At 70.9% G+C, this 16707-nt stretch carries 10 protein-coding genes; 5 read left to right on the plus strand and 5 right to left on the minus strand.

Annotation, left to right across the window (positions count from 1 at the left end; genetic code table 11):
• Positions 1 to 3: 3 nt before the first annotated feature.
• From ADK57_RS34355 to ADK57_RS50190, 3 genes are read left to right on the plus strand one after another with little or no spacing between them, the layout of a single operon-like run.
• Positions 4 to 633, plus strand: a complete 630-nt coding sequence (locus ADK57_RS34355; RefSeq protein ID WP_063786056.1) for a TetR/AcrR family transcriptional regulator — start codon at positions 4 to 6, stop codon at positions 631 to 633.
• A gap of 33 nt (positions 634 to 666) precedes the next feature.
• Entirely contained in the window at positions 667 to 1401 is a 735-nt protein-coding gene (locus ADK57_RS34360; protein ID WP_053753578.1) for a Mut7-C RNAse domain-containing protein, read from the plus strand.
• 48 nt (positions 1402 to 1449) lie between these two features.
• Positions 1450 to 1770 carry a hypothetical protein gene (locus ADK57_RS50190; protein WP_053753579.1) on the plus strand — a complete coding sequence of 107 codons (321 nt, stop codon included), beginning with the start codon at positions 1450 to 1452 and terminating at the stop codon, positions 1768 to 1770.
• Here ADK57_RS50190 and ADK57_RS34370 read toward each other — a convergent pair.
• The 5 genes from ADK57_RS34370 to ADK57_RS34390 form a co-directional block, all read right to left on the minus strand.
• On the minus strand, positions 1757 to 4159 hold the full coding sequence (locus ADK57_RS34370; protein ID WP_053753580.1) for a galactose oxidase-like domain-containing protein: 2403 nt from the start codon (positions 4157 to 4159) through the stop codon (positions 1757 to 1759). The genes ADK57_RS50190 and ADK57_RS34370 overlap by 14 nt on opposite strands.
• On the minus strand, positions 4156 to 5358 hold the full coding sequence (locus ADK57_RS34375; RefSeq protein ID WP_053753581.1) for a glycosyltransferase: 1203 nt from the start codon (positions 5356 to 5358) through the stop codon (positions 4156 to 4158). The genes ADK57_RS34370 and ADK57_RS34375 overlap by 4 nt, the downstream gene beginning before the upstream one ends.
• A complete protein-coding gene (locus tag ADK57_RS34380; protein ID WP_053753582.1) occupies positions 5355 to 7013 on the minus strand; it encodes an ArnT family glycosyltransferase in 1659 nt (552 codons plus the stop codon). The genes ADK57_RS34375 and ADK57_RS34380 overlap by 4 nt, the downstream gene beginning before the upstream one ends.
• Complete coding sequence (locus ADK57_RS34385) at positions 7010 to 8278, minus strand: glycosyltransferase (protein ID WP_053753583.1); 1269 nt, start codon at positions 8276 to 8278, stop codon at positions 7010 to 7012. The genes ADK57_RS34380 and ADK57_RS34385 overlap by 4 nt, the downstream gene beginning before the upstream one ends.
• A gap of 201 nt (positions 8279 to 8479) precedes the next feature.
• Positions 8480 to 10510: a thioredoxin domain-containing protein gene (locus tag ADK57_RS34390; protein ID WP_053753584.1), complete on the minus strand. Its 2031-nt coding sequence runs from the start codon at positions 10508 to 10510 to the stop codon at positions 8480 to 8482.
• Between the two features lie 391 nt (positions 10511 to 10901).
• Between ADK57_RS34390 and ADK57_RS34395 the strand changes: the two genes are divergently transcribed.
• Both ADK57_RS34395 and ADK57_RS34400 read left to right on the plus strand, forming a co-directional pair.
• Positions 10902 to 14102 (plus strand): tetratricopeptide repeat protein, encoded by a 3201-nt coding sequence (locus tag ADK57_RS34395; RefSeq protein WP_053753585.1) that lies wholly within the window; start codon positions 10902 to 10904, stop codon positions 14100 to 14102.
• A 45-nt stretch (positions 14103 to 14147) separates the two neighbouring features.
• A complete protein-coding gene (locus ADK57_RS34400; protein ID WP_053753586.1) occupies positions 14148 to 16703 on the plus strand; it encodes an ATP-binding protein in 2556 nt (851 codons plus the stop codon).
• Positions 16704 to 16707: the final 4 nt, after the last annotated feature.

Below are 16707 nucleotides of genomic sequence, written 5' to 3' on the forward strand. Positions count from 1 at the left end.
CCCATGACGCCCGCACGCACCTCTCCCCCCACCGACCGTCCCCAGCTGGGACTTCGTGAGCGGAAGAAGATCAAGACCCGGACGGCGATCCGCGACGCGACGTACGCGCTGATCGAGGAGCAGGGGTACGACGCCACGACGATCGAGCAGATCGCCGAGCGCGCCGAGGTGTCGCCGTCCACGGTCTTCCGCTACTTCCCCACGAAGGAGGACATCGTCCTCACGGACGAGTACGACCCGATCCTCCTGGAGGAACTGCGGGCCCGGCCGGCGGACGAGCCGTGGCCGGTCTCCCTGCGGTACGTCATGCACAAGGCCATCGGCCTCGGAGCGAACGAGGAACCCGAGGTCACCCGGCTGCGGTCGCGGCTGATGGTCGAGGTGCCCGCGGTGCGCTCCCGGATGATGGAGAGCATGTCGGTCACCGGCAGGATGCTCGCCTCGGCCGTCGCGGCCCGCACCGGCCGCGCGGAGGACAGCCTGGAGGTGCGGGTCTACACGATGTCCCTGATCGGCGGACTCGCGGAGATCTCCCTGTACTGGGCCGAGAACGACTTCCGGGACGACCTGCGCGACCTCCTCGACCGCGCCCTGGACGTCATCGAACACGGCCTCCCCCGGGAAAAGTCCTGAGGCCGGCGCCCGCGGCCGTGACATCCTGACCCGGTGAGCGCACCACCGGAGATCCACGTCGAATTCGCCCCCGAACTCACCCTGTTCGTGCCCCACGGACGACGGTCCGGCGCCACCCCGGTCGCCACCGACGGCGTCTCCACCCTCGGCCATGTCGTGGAGTCCCTCGGCGTCCCGCTGACCGAGGTCGGCTCCCTGGTCGTGGACGGCCGCGAGGTGCCCGTGTCGCACGTCCCGGCGGCGGGCGAGTCGGTGCGCGTACGCCCCGTCGAGCGCCCCCAGCAGGTTCCCGGTGCCCCGCTCCGCTTCCTCCTCGACGTCCACCTCGGCACCCTCGCGCGCCGGCTGCGGCTGCTCGGCGTCGACACGGCGTACGAGTCGACCGACATCGGGGACCCGGCCCTCGCCGCCCGCTCGGCCGCCGAGCGGCGCGTCATGCTCAGCCGCGACCGGGGCCTGCTGCGCCGCCGCGAGCTGTGGGCGGGCGCGTACGTCTACAGCACCCGCCCCGAGGAGCAACTCCCGGACGTCCTGGACCGGTTCCGCCCCGACCTGCGGCCGTGGACCCGGTGCACCGCCTGCAACGGCCTGCTGAAGGCGGCCACCAAGGAGGAGGTGGCGGACCGGTTGGAGGGCGGTACGCAGCGGTCGTACGACGTCTTCGCGCAGTGCCGGGAGTGCGGACGGGCGTACTGGAAGGGCGCGCACCACGAGCAGCTGGAGGCCATCGTGGAGCGCGCGTTGAGCATGCGTACTCAGGAGGGTTGAGTACCGGGGCCGATCACCGCGCCCGGGCCGGCGCGATGGGATGGCGGCATGACCACAGCGCAGCCGCCCGCCTCCCGTCTCCTCACCGGCTGGTCCGTCGCCGGACTCGTCCTGCTCCTGCCGACCGTCGTCCTCGCGTGGCTCGCCGTACTCGCCGGCGAGCGGGGCAGCCGCTGCCTGACCTACGGCGAGCAGTGCTCGACGATCCCGGGCGGGCTTCTCTACGGCATGTTCTGCGCGGCCCTCGCGGCCGGCGTGGCGGCACTGGCGTGGCCCCGGACCCTGGCGGTGTACGCCAGGGCCGGGGCCGTGGTGGTGCAGTGGGGCGCTCAGCTCACGCTGGGCGCCATGATCCTCAGCGGCGCCTGAGGTCCGCCTTTCCGCAGGCGATGCCGTCCTTGTTGCGGTCGAGCTTCAGCGGGTCGTCCTTGCCGTTGACCTTGAGGCGGCCGTAGTCGTTCTGCTTCAGCCAGGCACAGCGGGCGGCCGTCGTCTGCTTGACCTCGTCCGGGAAGACGGTCGGCACGCAGACGTTGATCGAGCCGTAGTGCCGGTCGCAGCCGGAGACGGTCGGGCTGACCTTCTGAGAGGTCCTCTTCTTGCCGGGCTCCTGGACCGTGCCCTCCGGGGATTCGGCGAAGGAGTGCACGTGCGCCGAGGCGTCGGTGGCGCTCAGGGCCGACGGGCCCTGGAGGTGTACCCACTTGGCCACCGACGGCACGCCGTTCGCATCGACCGCGAAGAGCATGTACCAGCCGGGCGGGGCCATGTCGGGGTTGCTCGTCACGTTCAGGTCGACGTTGTTGCCGTCCACCGACAGCGGCAGGTCCACGAACCGCTGGTTCGGGTCCGAGGAGTGGGTGACCGCGGCCGGGCGGATCAGCTCGGCCTTGGCGATGGGACGGTCGACGGTGATCCGCTGGGTGTCGCCGTAGTTCCACTCGGTGTCGATCACCGAAGTGATCGACGGACGCGTGCCCTTGAGCAGATAGGGCGGCGTGTAGATCGACACGTTGTGGTTCCAGGTGCCGTTGCCCGGGTTGTCGCCGGTCGACATCACCCGGCCGTCGGGCAGCAGGAACGAGGACGAGTGATAGCCGCGCGCCTGGGGGTCGGCCGCCACCGGGTCGAAGGTGTTCGACGCCGGGTCGTAGATCGACGACTCGTAGACCGGGTCGGCCCGGTTGTGCAGCGCGCCGCCGGTCTCCAGCACCTTGCCGTCGGGCAGCAGGACCGCGGAGACGTACATCTTGCCCTGGTTGCCCGTCTCGGCCACCTTGCCGTTGCCGAGGTCGACCGTGCCCTGCGGCAGCGGCGGACCGGCGACGTAGGACGGGTTGGCGGACTTGAGGTCGATGACGTCGGTCAGCCGGCCCGCGTCCGGGTTGGAGTCGATGTTGCCGCCGCCGATGGTGAGGACCTTCTGGTCCTGCGCCGGGGGCAGCAGCACGCTCGCCGACTGGTCGCGCTCGTCCTTGTTCTGCAGGCCCGGTATCTGCGTGATCGTGTTGGCGTCGTAGTCGTAGATCGCCGATCCCGTGCCGGGGATGTTGTTGCCGAAGACATGGCTGCCCGAGTAGAAGAGGCGGCCGTCCTGCATCAGGATCATCGACGGGTACAGGCCCCAGTACGACCAGGTCTGGTTGACCTTCCACAGTGGCAGCCACTGCTGCTCGGCGTCCGACCACAGCTCGGCCGTCACCGAGCCGGTGGAGTCCTCGCGCAGGCCGCCGAAGGAGATGACGTCACCGTTGCCGAGGACGGTCGCCGACGGGTACCAGTGGCCGTCGTTCATGTCGTTGGTCTTGGTGTACGTCTCGGTGACCGGGTCGAAGACGTACGAGTCCTTGAAGCCCTCGTAGCCATGCCCGCCCGCCACCGGATAGGCCTTGTTGCCGCTCATCACCAGCACCCGGCCGTCCTGGAGCTGGACGTGCCCGGCGCAGAACATGTCCTTCGGCGTGGGGATGACCTTGTAGGTGCCGGTGACCGGGTCGTACACGGCTGAGGTGAAGGTGCCCGCGTTGAACTGCTCCTCGCTGTTGCCGGAGCCCGCGATCAGCAGCACCTTGCCGTTGTTGAGGACGACGGAGTGCATGGAGCGCACCGGGTTCTGCGTGGGCAGCACGTCCCAGCGGCCGTTGGCGCACTGCTCGGCGGTGCCCGTGCACACCGGGTCCGGGACCGGGGCGGCGACCTGGTCCATCGTGTAGTCGTCGGTGGTGGCCGAGCCGGTGCCGTAGACGGAGACGCCCCAGGTGATGCGGTCGGTGCCGGCCGGGACCTCGGGGGTGCGTACCGACGCCTGGGTCCAACTGCCGGACATCTCCAGCGTCTTGAGGTCGGTCCAGTACTGCCAGCCCGCCGTCGCGTCGTGCCGGAAGAGGGTGACGGACGTGTCCGGGGTGGTCGACTTGTACCAGAGCCCCAGGTCGTACTGCTTGCCCGCCGTCACGACCGGCGCGCACTCCGTCGACTCGGTGATCAGCGCCTTGCGGTCGCCGTCGACCCGGCGGGTCAGCTCGACCTTCATGGCCTTGCCGCCCGAGTGGGCGTCGGACGTCGTGGTGAAGGTGAAGTCGTTGTCGCCCCAGCCGGACTTCTCCCAGCAGTACGGCATGCCGTCGGTGCCGGCGGTCTCGAAGCCTGGGTTCTTGACGAGGTTGGCGGCGGAGGCGGGCTGGGGCGAGGCGAGAAGAAGACCCCCCGTCAGGCCTGCCACGGCCAGGAGGGCGGATCTCCTGCGGTGTCTGTTCACACGGCTCTCCTTGCGGTACGACCGCTCTCGAGGCCCCCACGGCCCCCGCGCGGCAGATAGACCAGCGCTTCGGTCCCCACGAAGCGCAGGACGAAGGTCGTCACCAGGGCGAGCGCGGTCGCTGAAAGCGCGCTCATGTCGAACCGGTGGACGAACAGCGCGATCAGCGGGATCCGCAGCACCAGGTCGGCGTTGGCGAGCAGCGCGAACCGTCCGACGCGGTCCCACCACTGCCGGTGCCGGCGGCGGTCGCGGAACAGCAGGTGCTCGATGAGCACGAAGTTCCAGGCGACGCCGAGCTGGTTGGCGAGGATCTCCGCCGGTACGTAGTGCATGCCGAGCGCGGTCAGCGCCCACAGGCCGAACAGGTTCGGCACGAATCCCGTCGCGCCGATCAGACCGAAGCCGACCATGCGGGCGACCGGCGAGGCGGTCCGGAGGCCGACCAGGTGACGCAGGAAGCGGAAGCCCTCCTGGGCACTGGACTTGGACTCCCCGGCGAAACGGTCCTGGAAGACGAACGGGACCTCGGTCACCCCGCGTGGACGACTGCGCACGGCGAGTTCGAGGAGGATCTTGTAGCCGAGCGGCTGGAGCACGTCGGCGGTGACCGCGCTGCGCCGGATGGCGAAGAAGCCGCTCATCGGGTCGCTGATGCCGTGCAGCCTGCGCGGGAAGAGGGACTTGGTCAGCCAGGTCGCCGCGCGCGAGACGGCGACGCGATAGCTGCCCGCCAGTCCGGCGCGGCTGCCGCCCTTGATGTAGCGGGACGCGACGACCAGGCCGGCGTTCGCCCGTTCGCCGGTGGCCACCAGCTCCGGTACCAGCGAGGGCGGATGCTGGCAGTCGCCGTCCATGACGACGATCCAGTCCGACCCGGCCGCCTTCATTCCCTCGACGACCGCGCCACCGAGCCCGCCGGCCGGCTCGTCCCGGTGCAGGACGGTCACCGGGAAGGGGCAGTCCTTCGCGGCCTCGTAGATGACCTCGGGGGTGTCGTCGGTGGAGTCGTCCACGAAGACGACCTCGCAGGGCAGCCGGGACGGCACCGACTCGGTGATCTGGTGCAGCAGTTCGCGGATGTTGGCGGACTCGTTGAACGTCGGGACGACGATGGTGACGGCGCCCGGTTCCGGGACCTCCGTCACGCGTACGGCCGGATCGTCGAGTTCTCCGGGGACGATGGATTCCTGGGTCATCGGACGCCTCCCGCGGCGGTGCCGGTGGTCTGGATCTGCCGGATCTCGATCCGGTCCGCACCGGTGCCGAAGACGGCGACCGGCGTCGAGTGCTGGATGGCCGCCTTGACGTTGGGCAGGTCCACCGCGTCACGCCGAACCGTCGGGGAGGCCACGACGTAGTCGAGGTCCTTCCAGCCGCGCGGCATCGTCTTGGTCACCGCCGGGTCGAGGTCGGCCTTGTAGAACCAGATGACACCGAGCCCGGGCCGGTACCCGGCGTGCACCAGGTCCAGCCACATCGCGTCGTCCACGAGTACCCGCGTGTCCTGCGGATCCTCCACCTCGCTGCTCAGCCACTTCGAGGCGGCCTGGTAGGGGGCGTTGGCGTCGACGGTGACGGCGGTGCGGTCGCCGTCGTACCAGCGGGGTACGACGTAGGCGCCGGCGGCGACGGCGAGGACTGCCGCGAGGGCGTACCGCCCGCCGGTGAGCAACCGTTTCTCCCCCTCGGCACGCCATCTGCGCAGCACGCCGTGGGCGACGGAGGCGGTGCCCCCGGCGAGGACCAGGGCGAGGAAGGGCAGCGCCTGGATGACGTACATCGCGGGCAGGTAGCCGTTGGGGCGCAGGGCCAGCGCGGCGAGGATCGCCACCGTCAGCGCCGGTCCGGCCAGCGCGCGGGCGGTGACCGACCAGCGCCAGGTGGCCAGCAGCAGGAGGGCGCCGGCCAGGCCGCCGAGGGGCAGGACCCGGTCGTAGTAGAGCCACGACTGGAAGACACCCCAGGAGCCGGAGCCCTGGTCCAGGATGAAGCCCGAACCCGGCCTGGTCATCTGGTACTTGACGCCGTCCCAGAGGGAGACGTGCCCGCCGCCGGGCAGCAGCTCGCCCTTGAGGAGGGCGAAGAGGGGGTACGAGAAGCCGATCAGCGTGCAGGCGGTGATGGCGCCGGTGACCGCGAACTTCCGGGTGTCGCGATGGCTGTGGCGCCACATGGTGACCAGCAGCGCGGGCAGGATGACGAGCATCGTCTCCTTGGTGAGGACGGCCGTGGCGGCGGCGATCCCCGCCCCGAAGTGGTGCCAGAGGTGACGGCTCGGGGAGGCGGCGAGGGTGAACGCCACGAGCGTCCACATCACCGCGAGGTTGTCGAGGAAGATCTCCCGCTGGAGGACGACGGAGAGCGGCGAGAGCCCGAAGAGGACCATGCCGAGCCCGGCGGCCCAGCGGGGCAGGGAGAGCCGGCGGCCCAGGACGTAGACCAGCACCGCGCTGATGCCGCTGATCACCAGCATCGTCGCGCGCATCGAACCGACGGTCATCGACCCGGGGCTGATCATCGAGGGGATCCAGGTCAGCAGTGCCATCTGGATCCAGCCGAGCGGCGGGTGGTCGTACCAGTAGGTGTAGTGGGCGAGGCCCCTGCCCTCCTGGACCGCCCAGGCCTGGGCGAGGTAGGTGCCCTCGTCGTCGCTGAGCGTCGGGTAGTCGGCGATGTTCCAGCCCTGCACGACCAGGATGGCCACGAGGAGCAGTCCGCACAGCAGGAGGTCGGGGCGGGAGGAACGCAGTCGGCTCGGCGGGGCCGTTCGACCGGTCGAACCGGCTTCAGGCGCAGGTCGCCTCTGCGCGGGGACCGTAGGAGTGGTCACCGCGGGAAGGGTGGAGGTCACGCAGGGACGTCCTCTCGGGTCACTTCGGACGGTGTGAGATGCGCGCCGACATGAGTGGTCAACTCCCAGTCGTTGCGGCCGCGCTGCTCACGCCAGACGGCGCGGACGGCGGCCCCGGCGAGGAGCACCTGGTAGAAGGGGCCGCCCACGACGAGCTTGACGTAGTGGACGAAGCGGACGCGGAGCCCGTACTGCTTGCCGAAGTCGTGCAGTCCGACAAGCTCGAAGACGAAGGTGACCAGGGCGGTCACGGCCGGGAGGAACGTGATGAACGCGATGCTCACGGGCACGTCGAGGAAGAGCGCGATGGCCACGTTGAGCGGGATGATCACACCGGTGAAGGCCTGCATGAACGGCGTCATCAGGGTGTAGCGGGCCAGCAACCGCTGCCCGAATCCCGGCAGTTGCTTCCAGTCCTTCTTCCGGTACACCTGGAGGAAGCCCTGGTTCCAGCGGGTGCGCTGCTTCAGCAGCGACATCAGCGAACCGGGCGTCTCCTCCTTGGTCACCATGTCGGAGTCGTAGGCGACGACGACCTTCTTGCCGACGCTGGACAGGCGCACGCCCAGGTCGCAGTCCTCGGCGAGGCAGTCGGGGTCCCAGCCGTCGGCTTCCCGCAGGACGTCGGTCCGGACGAAGACGGTGTTGCCACCGAGCGGGATGAACCCTTTCTGCGCGTGCAGGTGCAGCCGGGAGCGGAACCAGAAGAAGTACTCCAGGCAGTTGCGCAGGCTGTACCAGCTGGAGTGGAAGTTGATCAGCTGGACACCGCCCTGGACGACGTCCGCGCCGGTCGTCCGGAACGCGTGGTCGACGTGCGCGAGCAGCTCCGGGTGGACCTGGTCCTCGGCGTCGAAGACCCCGACGACGTCGCCGCGGCAGTGCGGCAGCGCCGTGTTCATGGCCTTCGGCTTGTTCTTCTTCTCGTGGGTGTCGACGACGACCCGCACGCGCGGATCGCGCTCCGCGGCGTCGCAGGCGACCGCCGTGGTCTCCGGGTCGTCGTGCCCGACGATCACGATGATCTCGAAGTCGGTGTGGCTGGACTCCAGCAGTCGCTGGATGGTGTGGTCGAGCACGGCCTGTTCATGGCGTGCCGGAAGCAGCAGCGAGAAGGACAGGCTCTCCCCGCCGTCCGGTCTGTGGAAGCGGGTGGAGGCGAGCACTTCCGGCGTACGCCAGGCGTGCATCTGCCACCACAAGGTGAACGCCGCCATCCAGAACAAGGCCAGCGAGACGGCAGCGATGAATACGGACGTCAACAACAGATCCCCCCAGATCCCACAACCCCCTGTCGCGACGGAATGCCCCCTCCGTCGCGTAACTGTGCAGAGATTAGGTGGGAACTGTGAAGCCTGGGAGCTGTTCCGATAAATAGCGTGTTTCGGAACGGTGTTGTGACTTCCGGGACTTATCCGAACACGTGCTCACATCTGAGCAACGGAAGGATGTACTCCCCTTCCGTTTCAGCCGCTCAGCGTCGTGCGCAACCGTTCCGGATCGATCGTCGGAGTGTCACAAGTGAAGTTACGGCAGACATACGCGGTCGGTTCACCGTTGCTCAGGGACCGGTCCGCGAGCAGGGGCAGTTCGTCGCTGCCGGGAGTGCCGACGGCGACGACCGCACCGGGGGCGGTGCCGAGAAGTGCCGTGCGATGCAAGGTTTTTGTCCCTTCGTCATCCAGGCTCGGCCCCACGATCGCCACCTCGCGCGGCCCGTCGAGCAGCGCCTCGGCGACGGCGAGCCCCCAGCCGATGAAGCGGGGGACCCGCGGGCCGAGGGCCTTGACGACGCCGAGTGCCTTCTCGGCGGCGGTGCGGTGGGGTTCGGCGCCGGTGTGGGCGGCATAGCCGAGCAGGGCGCCGGCGGCGGCGGTCCAGCCGGACGGGGAGGCGTTGTCGGTGGGGTCCTGCGGCCGGCGGATCAGCTTCTCGGCGTCGGCGGCGGTGTCGTAGAGGCTGCCGGAGTCGTCGGCGAACCGCGTGAGCACGTGGTCGAGCAGGAACCCGGCGAACTCCAGCCACACGCCCTCGCCGGTCACGGAGGCCAGCGCCAGGAAGCCCTCCGCCACATCGGCGTAGTCCTCCAACACCCCGGCGTTCGCTCCGACCTGCCCGTCCTTGCTGGTGCGGGCGAGGCGGGCGTGGTCGTCCAGGTGCAGCCGTACGAGGAGGTCGGCGGCGCCGAGCGCGGCCTCCACCAGGTCAGGACGGTCGAAGTAGGCGCCGGTCTCGGCCAGCGCGGCGATCGCGAGCCCGTTCCAGGCGGCGACGACCTTGTCGTCACGGCCGGGCGCGGAACGCCCATTCCGCTTGTGAAGCAGGCGCTCGCGGATGGAGGCGATGCGCTCGGCGTCGAAGAACACGTCCTGCTGCGGGAGCTGGAGGACGGAGGAGCCCTCCTCGAAGGTCCCCTCCTCGGTGACGCCGAAGTACTGGACGGCGAGCTCGGCATCCTCGTCGCCGAGCACCTCGCGCAGCTGCTCGGGCGACCACACGTAGTACGCGCCCTCGACGTGCCTGCCGGTCCCGTCGTCGCTGTCCGCGTCGAGAGCGGAGGCGAACCCGCCTTGGTCGGTGCGCAGTTCCCGCACCATGAAGTCGGCGGTCTCCAGGGCGACCCGGCGGGCGAGTTCGGAGCCGGTGGAGCGCCACAGGTGGGCGTAGACGCGGCACAGCAGGGCGTTGTCGTACAGCATCTTCTCGAAGTGCGGCACGACCCAGTCGCGGTCGACGGAGTACCGGGCGAACCCGCCGCCGAGCTGGTCGTAGATGCCGCCGCGGGCCATGCGCTCACAGGTGTCCTGCGCCATCTGCAGGGCAGCCTCGGCCCCGGTCCGCGCGTGGTGCCGGAGCAGGAACTCGACCACCATGGACGGCGGGAACTTGGGCGCCCCGCCGAACCCGCCGCGCTGCGGGTCGTACTCCCGGGTGAGCCCGAGCAGGGCCGCGGCCAGCTGCTCCTCGCCGGGTGCCAGGCTGTCGCCGTAGGAGATCTCGCGCCCCGCCAGGTCCCGCACGATCTTCCCGGCGACCTCGGCGACCTCGTCCCGCCGGTCGGCCCAGGCGCTGCGCACGCCTTGCAGGACCTGCTGGAAGGAAGGCATGCCCTGGCGCGGGGCGGGCGGGAAGTAGGTGCCGAAGTAGAAGGGCTCGGCGTCCGGCGTCAGGAACACGGTCATGGGCCAGCCGCCCTGCCCGGTGGCGGCCTGGACGGCCTCCATGTAGACGGCGTCCACATCGGGACGCTCCTCGCGGTCGACCTTGATGTTGACGAAGTGGGCGTTGAGGTACTCGGCGGTCTCCTGGTCCTCGAAGGACTCGTGCGCCATGACGTGGCACCAGTGACAGCTGCTGTAGCCGACACTCAGCAGGACCGGCACGCTCCGTTTCCGGGCCTCCTCGAAGGCCTCGGCCGACCAGGGCCACCAGTCGACGGGGTTGTCGGCGTGCTGGAGGAGGTAGGGGGACGTCTCATGGGCCAGTCGGTTCGGCATGGGTCCATCCTGCCGCAGTACCCCGCACGTCACGCGTCTGCCAGACCGTGACGTCGAGTCTTCCCGTGCCCTGGACCGGTGCGGCGAGGACGTCGAGGCAGGCGACACCCGCCCTCGCCGGTCCGCAGGCAGAAGCGGTCGCCCGGCTTCACTTCCGTGGAGTACGTCCGCACTGTCGTCCGACACCTCGGACGAGCAAGACGCGTCCGACTGGCTCACCAGGACCGTGACCAGCGCTCCCACCAGGGGGATGACGATCCCCGCCGCATCAACTGGCACGTCCGGCAAGGCGATCGGAGCCCGTCGCCCCCTCGCACCAATGCGCCGTCCGCAGCACACTTGACCAAGGAACCACCGAGAAAGAGCCGTTGCCGCCGGAGGGGGACGTGACATGCGGGACAGTCATCGCGCGGAGGCCGAGCGGTTGCTGGTACGGGCCGTGGAAGAAGAGGTACGGCGATCGGGCGGACGTACCGACGGGGCCGTGCTGCTGTCGCGGGCGCGCGGGGCGTTGGACTCGATGGCGCAGACCGCCGCCGAGGAGTACGAGGCGTACACACGCGCCCTGGAGGAGTCGGAGGCCGGTCAGCTCACCTTCGGCCAGAGGTACGCGCGCGAGGGCGGCGGTACTCCGTTGCTGGTGGCGGGCGTCGCGGCGGTCGCGGCCACCGTCGCCGACCTGACTCTGGGCACCGGCGCGAGTACGGCGTTCGGCGCCGGGGTGACCGTGGGAGTGGTGGGCGCCGCGGCGACGGTGGTGAAGGTGGCCGGTTCGCATCTGCCCGCCGCGCACCACCGCGCGGGCGCGCTCGGCCAGCCCGGCGGGCCCGAGCAGCTGCGGTTGCAGTGGCTGACGGCCCTCGAAGTACGCGGCATCCGCCCCTACCTCGACCAGCAGCGGGTACGGAACGCCTCCACCGGGCCGAAGCAGACGGGTCCGCGGCTGAAGGGCACGGACAAGAGCGCGGCGGCCCGCGGGCGGAACGTGCTGGAGCAGTCGTTCGGCCAACTGCCGGAGCCGGTGGGCCCGTTCGCGGGCCGCCGTCAGGAGATGGCGCGCATCCGGCAGTGGGTGCAGGCGGCCCGCGCGAGCACCGAGACCCGGCCGACGGTGGTCGTCCTGCACGGGGCGCCGGGCAGCGGTCGCACGACACTCGCGGTGCGCGCCGCCCACGATCTGAAGGACTACTTCCGCGGCGCGTGCGTGGTCGACCTGCGCGGCGACAGCCCGGAGGAGCAGCCGCTGTCCACCCGCGACGCGCTGCTGCATCTGCTGAATCGTCTCGGCGCCCCCCGCGAACAGCTCCTGTTCCGTGAGCGTTCCTCCGCGGACCAGCAGGTCAAGCGGCTGAGCGAGCTGTACCACCAGCATCTGACCGGCCTGCCCGTCACGATCGTCCTGGACGACGCCTCGGACCCCGAGCAGGTCCGCACCCTCGTCCCCGAGCGCTCCGACAGCCTGGTCCTGATCACCGCTCGCGGCCCGCTCGACCTGCCCGCCGACGTGGCCGCCCGGGTGCACGAGCTGCCCGTCGAGAGGCTGGACCCGGCCGGCGCGGAGGAACTGCTGGGCGCGGCCGCCCAGGACAGCACCGGTCCCTACGACGCCGAATCCACCGACCGGATCAGCCGGTTGTGCGGCGGCCTGCCGCTCGCCCTGAGCATCGCCGGCTCGTCGCTCGGCCCCCGCTCACCCCGCCGGCTCGCCACGGACCTCGCCGCGTACGGCCCGGTCGAACCCGCCGAGAGAGTCCTGTGGCTGCGCTACACCGACCAGACGGACACGGCCCGCCGGCTGCTGCGCCGTCTCGCCCTGGCCGGCCGCGCCTCCCTCGGCGCCGCCGCTGCCGCCGCCCTGCTGGCCACCGACGAGACCGAGGCGACCCGCCACCTGGTCGCCCTGGCCCGGGCGGGCCTCATCGACCACGTCCGCGGCAGCCGCTACCGACTGCACGACGTGGTCCGCGCCTTCGCCCACGCCCGCCTCCTCGACGAGGAGGAGCCGGCAGAGCGTACGGCCGCGCAGGAACGATTGATCGTGAACTACGCCGACCTCGCGGACTCGGTACTGCGCCTGGTCGACGGCAACATGTCGACCCGCTCGGACCGCTTCAGCCCGCACGGCTTCCACTCCCTCGACGAGGCACTGCGCTGGCTCGACGACGAGTCGAGCTTCATCACGGCGGCGCTCAGGCACGCGGAGGGCGTGAACCAGGCGGCCGTACTGAACCTCCTCGGCGCCCTGTGCGACTACTGCCTGCTGCGCGGCGACCTCTACCGCCTGGGCGAGATCAGCGAGTTGGCACAGGCGGTCGACCAGGGCCTGCTCGTCCGCTCGGTGCAGTGGCGCACGGGCATCGCGGCGCGGCAGCTGGGCGAGCTGGACAAGGCGCGCACGACGCTGACGTCGGTGGTGGACCTCTACATGGAGGCGCATCACGACGCGGGCGCGGCCCGCGCCCTGTGTTCGCTGGGCATCACGCTCCACCACCAGGGGAACCTGACGGAGGCCGCGTCGAAGCTTCGCGAGGCCCTGGACCTCCAGGCGGCCCCCGAGCTGGCCACGGACCGCGCGTGGACCATGCACGCGCTGGCAGCGGTGGAACGCGACCGGGCCCACTTGTCCGAGGCGAGGGAACTGCTGACCCAGTCCCTCCTGCTGCACCGCGCGGGCGAGTCGGTGCACGGCGAGGCCTGGGCCCACTTCCAGCTCGGCCAACTGGGGTTGCGCATGGGCGACGTACCGCGCGCGGAGCAGGAGTTGCGCACGGCCCTCGACCTGTACGGCCGCACCCGCGACGCCCGCGGCGAGGCCTGGGCCCTGACCCAGCTGGCCCGCGCCCGCCTGGTCGCCGGCGACGCGTCGGCGGCGGTCGACGGTCTGCGCCAGGCGGCGTCCCGGCACCGCGACAACGAGGACGCGCGCGGCGAGGCGTGGACGGTGTACTACCTCGGCCAGGCCCTGGAGGAGACCGGCAACCTGACCCTGGCGGTCCGCGAGCTGGAACGCTCACGCACGATGTTCTCGCGGATGCGGGACGTCTACGGCCTGGCCTGCGCCCGGCACCACTCGGCACGGGTGACCCGCGACCAACGGGCCGCGCAGACGGGGTCGTTGCGGAACTCGGGCTTCGCCCGTCAGCTGCTGGTGGACGCCCGCGCCGACTTCCAGCGGATCGGCGTCGCCCACGGGGAGGCATGGACCTGCCTGGAGCTGGCCGTGGTGGACGCGGGCAACGCCCGTACTCCGCAGGCGCTGGCGCTGTGCGACGAGGCGGTGGGGCTCTTCACGTCGTACGGGGACCGGCGCGGCGAGGACTGGGCGCGTTTCCTGCGCTGCACGCTGCTGCCGTTCGCCGCCCCGGGCGGCGTGGAGATCGGTACGGCCGTGGCCCAGGAGGAGCTGGCCCAGCTGGGGCGGGCCGGGCATCCGGCTCGGGACGAGAAGCTGGACGACTACGTGGAGGCGTACCAGCTCCTGCTGGAACGGGGGGTGGACCTCGAAACGGGGTGGCAGGCTTGGCGGTTGGGGATGGTGCCGGGCCGGCATTCCCGGGAAGTCATGGGGGTGGCGGTGGCTGCGGCTTCTTGAGGCCGTGCGGAACGAGGAGCCGGCGGTCGGACGGAGGGGGCGCGGGTGAGCGAGTGGCTGCCGGGTACGGCGCGTGACGCCGAGAGACGGCAGATGGACGCCGCGGAACGGCACACGGACGCCGAGATGCGACGGCTGCGGGCTGCCCTGGAGGACTTCCCGGCCCCGGGTCGGCGGCGCATCCTCGTGCTCCACGGCCCTGCGGGCGCAGGAAAGTCGACGCTGGCACGCAGGCTGGCCGCCGAGCTCGGGGCGTCACATGATCTGCCCGTCCAGTGGCTCGCGATGAGCTACCGCGAAGGCAATCCCGAGCAGCCACTGCTGCGTGTGCTCCAGCGTGCGGGAGAGGTTCCGCCCGGCGAACTGTGCACCGCGCTCCTGGGGAAGCCCAGAGACCTGACCTCGCTGGCCAGGGCCACCAGCCGGAACTGGTCCAAGGCCATACCGTCGCTGATCGTGCTCGACGCCCTCGGCGCCCCCGAAGGCAAACTTCTGAGGGGGCTCGCCGAACTGCTCAGGGGCACGCGCCACATCCTGATCGTCACGTCCAGGACGAGCCGGGTGCCTACGGACGACGATCCGGGCATCCTGCGCCACGAGGTGGCCCCGCTGGACGAGTCCTCCCCGCAGCAGTGGGTCACGGGGCGATACGGGCTGCTGACAGACCAGGACGCCACCCTGCTCGACGCCCTCGTCGCCTGGCAGGGAGGCGAGTTCTCGCCGGACATGCCCTTGTCCCGCCGCAGGACCACTCCCTCGGAGAGACGCCGCTCGATCGAACGGCTGCACGAGCATCAGCTGCTGCAGCAGTCCCGCCCCGGCTGGTACGAAGTGCGTCCCTCGGTGCGCGAACAGCTCACCCGGAACCACGCTCGCCACACTCGCCACCGCATCGCGCAGGAGCTGGACAGACACCTGGCCCGCTCCTGGATCGACGAGCCCTGCGAACTGGGCGAGGCGGCCGAGTCCGCGGTCGACCTCGCACTGCGCCTTGTCCGCGCCGGTGCCCGGGGCCCTCGCGGATTCACCGGCTGGTTGGCGCGGCAGCTGGCCGTCGAAGGGGCCCTGCTCCCCCTGCTGATGCTGAAGGCGGGGCTGGAGCGTGCGGGCGGCGACCGGAGTGTGCTCACCGTCCCGCTGGCCATGGCCGTCCGGCACGCCGGACAGCCGGAGGCCGCGGCCCGCACGCTGGCAGGTGTCGACACCGCGGACGCCGTCCGTGAACTCGCCGTCACCCAGCACCACATGGGCCTCCTGCGGGAGGCCGAGGCCACGCTCGACACCCTCCCCGCCGACAGGCCGGACGGCTGGGCCCTGCACATCCGCGGGGCGATCCACGCCGACCGGGGCGAGCCACACGCTGTCGGCCCGCTGCTGCGTCGGGCGATCGAGACCCACCAGGTACGCGGCGACCGGCGTGGCGAGGCCTGGGCCGTCCTCCACTACGGACGCCTGCGACTGATGCGCTGGGACCTGGAGGAGGCCCGCAAGCGACTCGAAACGGCGTGGCACACGTTCCGCGACGTGGGCGACGTGCTGGGGGCCACCTGGGCGGCCACCGAGCTGCGTCGGGTCACACTGCTGCTGCAGGGTCCGCAACCCGAGGTGGTACGAGAGCTGAGGGAATCGCCCTGGGCGCACCAACGGTGCAGCGACGTGCGCGGCGAGGCCTGGGCGACGCTGGCGTTGGGGGTGGCGTACGCCGATGCCCGACAGCCGGCGATGGCGTCGAGGACCCTGAACCGGGCGCTGAAATCCTTCGAGTCCCTGCCGGACCGGCTGGGGCGGGCCTGGGCCCTGCATCACCTCGCACTGACGGCGTACCGCAGTGACTCGGTGCACCTGCACCAGGCTCTGGACGTCTTCGTCGAAGCCGGATGCAGGGGCGGCCAGGCCTGGACAGAGCTCCAACTGGCCATCCACGCGAATGTGCGCCGGCCCCACTCCGACGCTTCGACGTGGCTGGACAGGGCTCAGCTCGACTTCGAGGCGATCGACGACATCGCGGGCGCGCGATGGGTGGCTCTCCAGCGCGACGGGCTGCCCCCGGGCAGCCGGCCCGAACTGGCGATACGGACGCTCGCGGGGTGCTATCCGCGTCGTGTCCTCGACGGCATCAACTGGGACGGCGAGTGGGTCAAGCTCCCCCATGCCATCCGCCACCTCATGCCCGAACCAGGTGCCTTCAGCGATGACTCTCTTCCCGACGACCTGCCGCTCACGGCATCGCGCGTCCGCCTCACGCTCCTGAACAGGCGGCCTCCGGTCGTCGGGAGGCCGGCCCACATCAGCCTGCACGTCATGCCCGGCCCCGAGCATCCGTGGTGGTCCGACCCGGTCGACTTCCAGTCGCAGCTGACCGCACGGGCAACCCCCTTGACCGACTCCGACATCGAACCGGCGTACTCCGTACCGCTCGTCATGGGCGCGCTGTTCAGCTTCGTCCCGCACTGCACGGGCCGCCACCGCATCCGGTTCACCATCGAGCACACGCAGTCCAGAACGGTGCTTCAGCAGGTGGAGACGGAGTTCGACGTCACCAGCCGCTCCGCAGCCGTGCCCCCGGCCGCCGCGCCGCCCGCTCCCGAACGGAGGGCCTGACCAG

The sequence above is a fragment of the Streptomyces sp. MMG1533 genome (genome assembly GCF_001279775.1).
GTDB lineage: Bacteria > Actinomycetota > Actinomycetes > Streptomycetales > Streptomycetaceae > Streptomyces.

What these genes read in the sequence shown, in the direction of transcription:
- ADK57_RS34390 (WP_053753584.1), bottom strand. Translation starts at nt 10,510, where the DNA reads ATGCCGAACCGACTGGCCCATGAGACGTCCCCCTACCTCCTCCAGCAC.
- ADK57_RS50190 (WP_053753579.1), top strand. Translation starts at nt 1,450, where the DNA reads ATGACCACAGCGCAGCCGCCCGCCTCCCGTCTCCTCACCGGCTGGTCC.
- ADK57_RS34395 (WP_053753585.1), top strand. Translation starts at nt 10,902, where the DNA reads ATGCGGGACAGTCATCGCGCGGAGGCCGAGCGGTTGCTGGTACGGGCC.
- ADK57_RS34355 (WP_063786056.1), top strand. Translation starts at nt 4, where the DNA reads ATGACGCCCGCACGCACCTCTCCCCCCACCGACCGTCCCCAGCTGGGA.
- ADK57_RS34375 (WP_053753581.1), bottom strand. Translation starts at nt 5,358, where the DNA reads ATGACCCAGGAATCCATCGTCCCCGGAGAACTCGACGATCCGGCCGTA.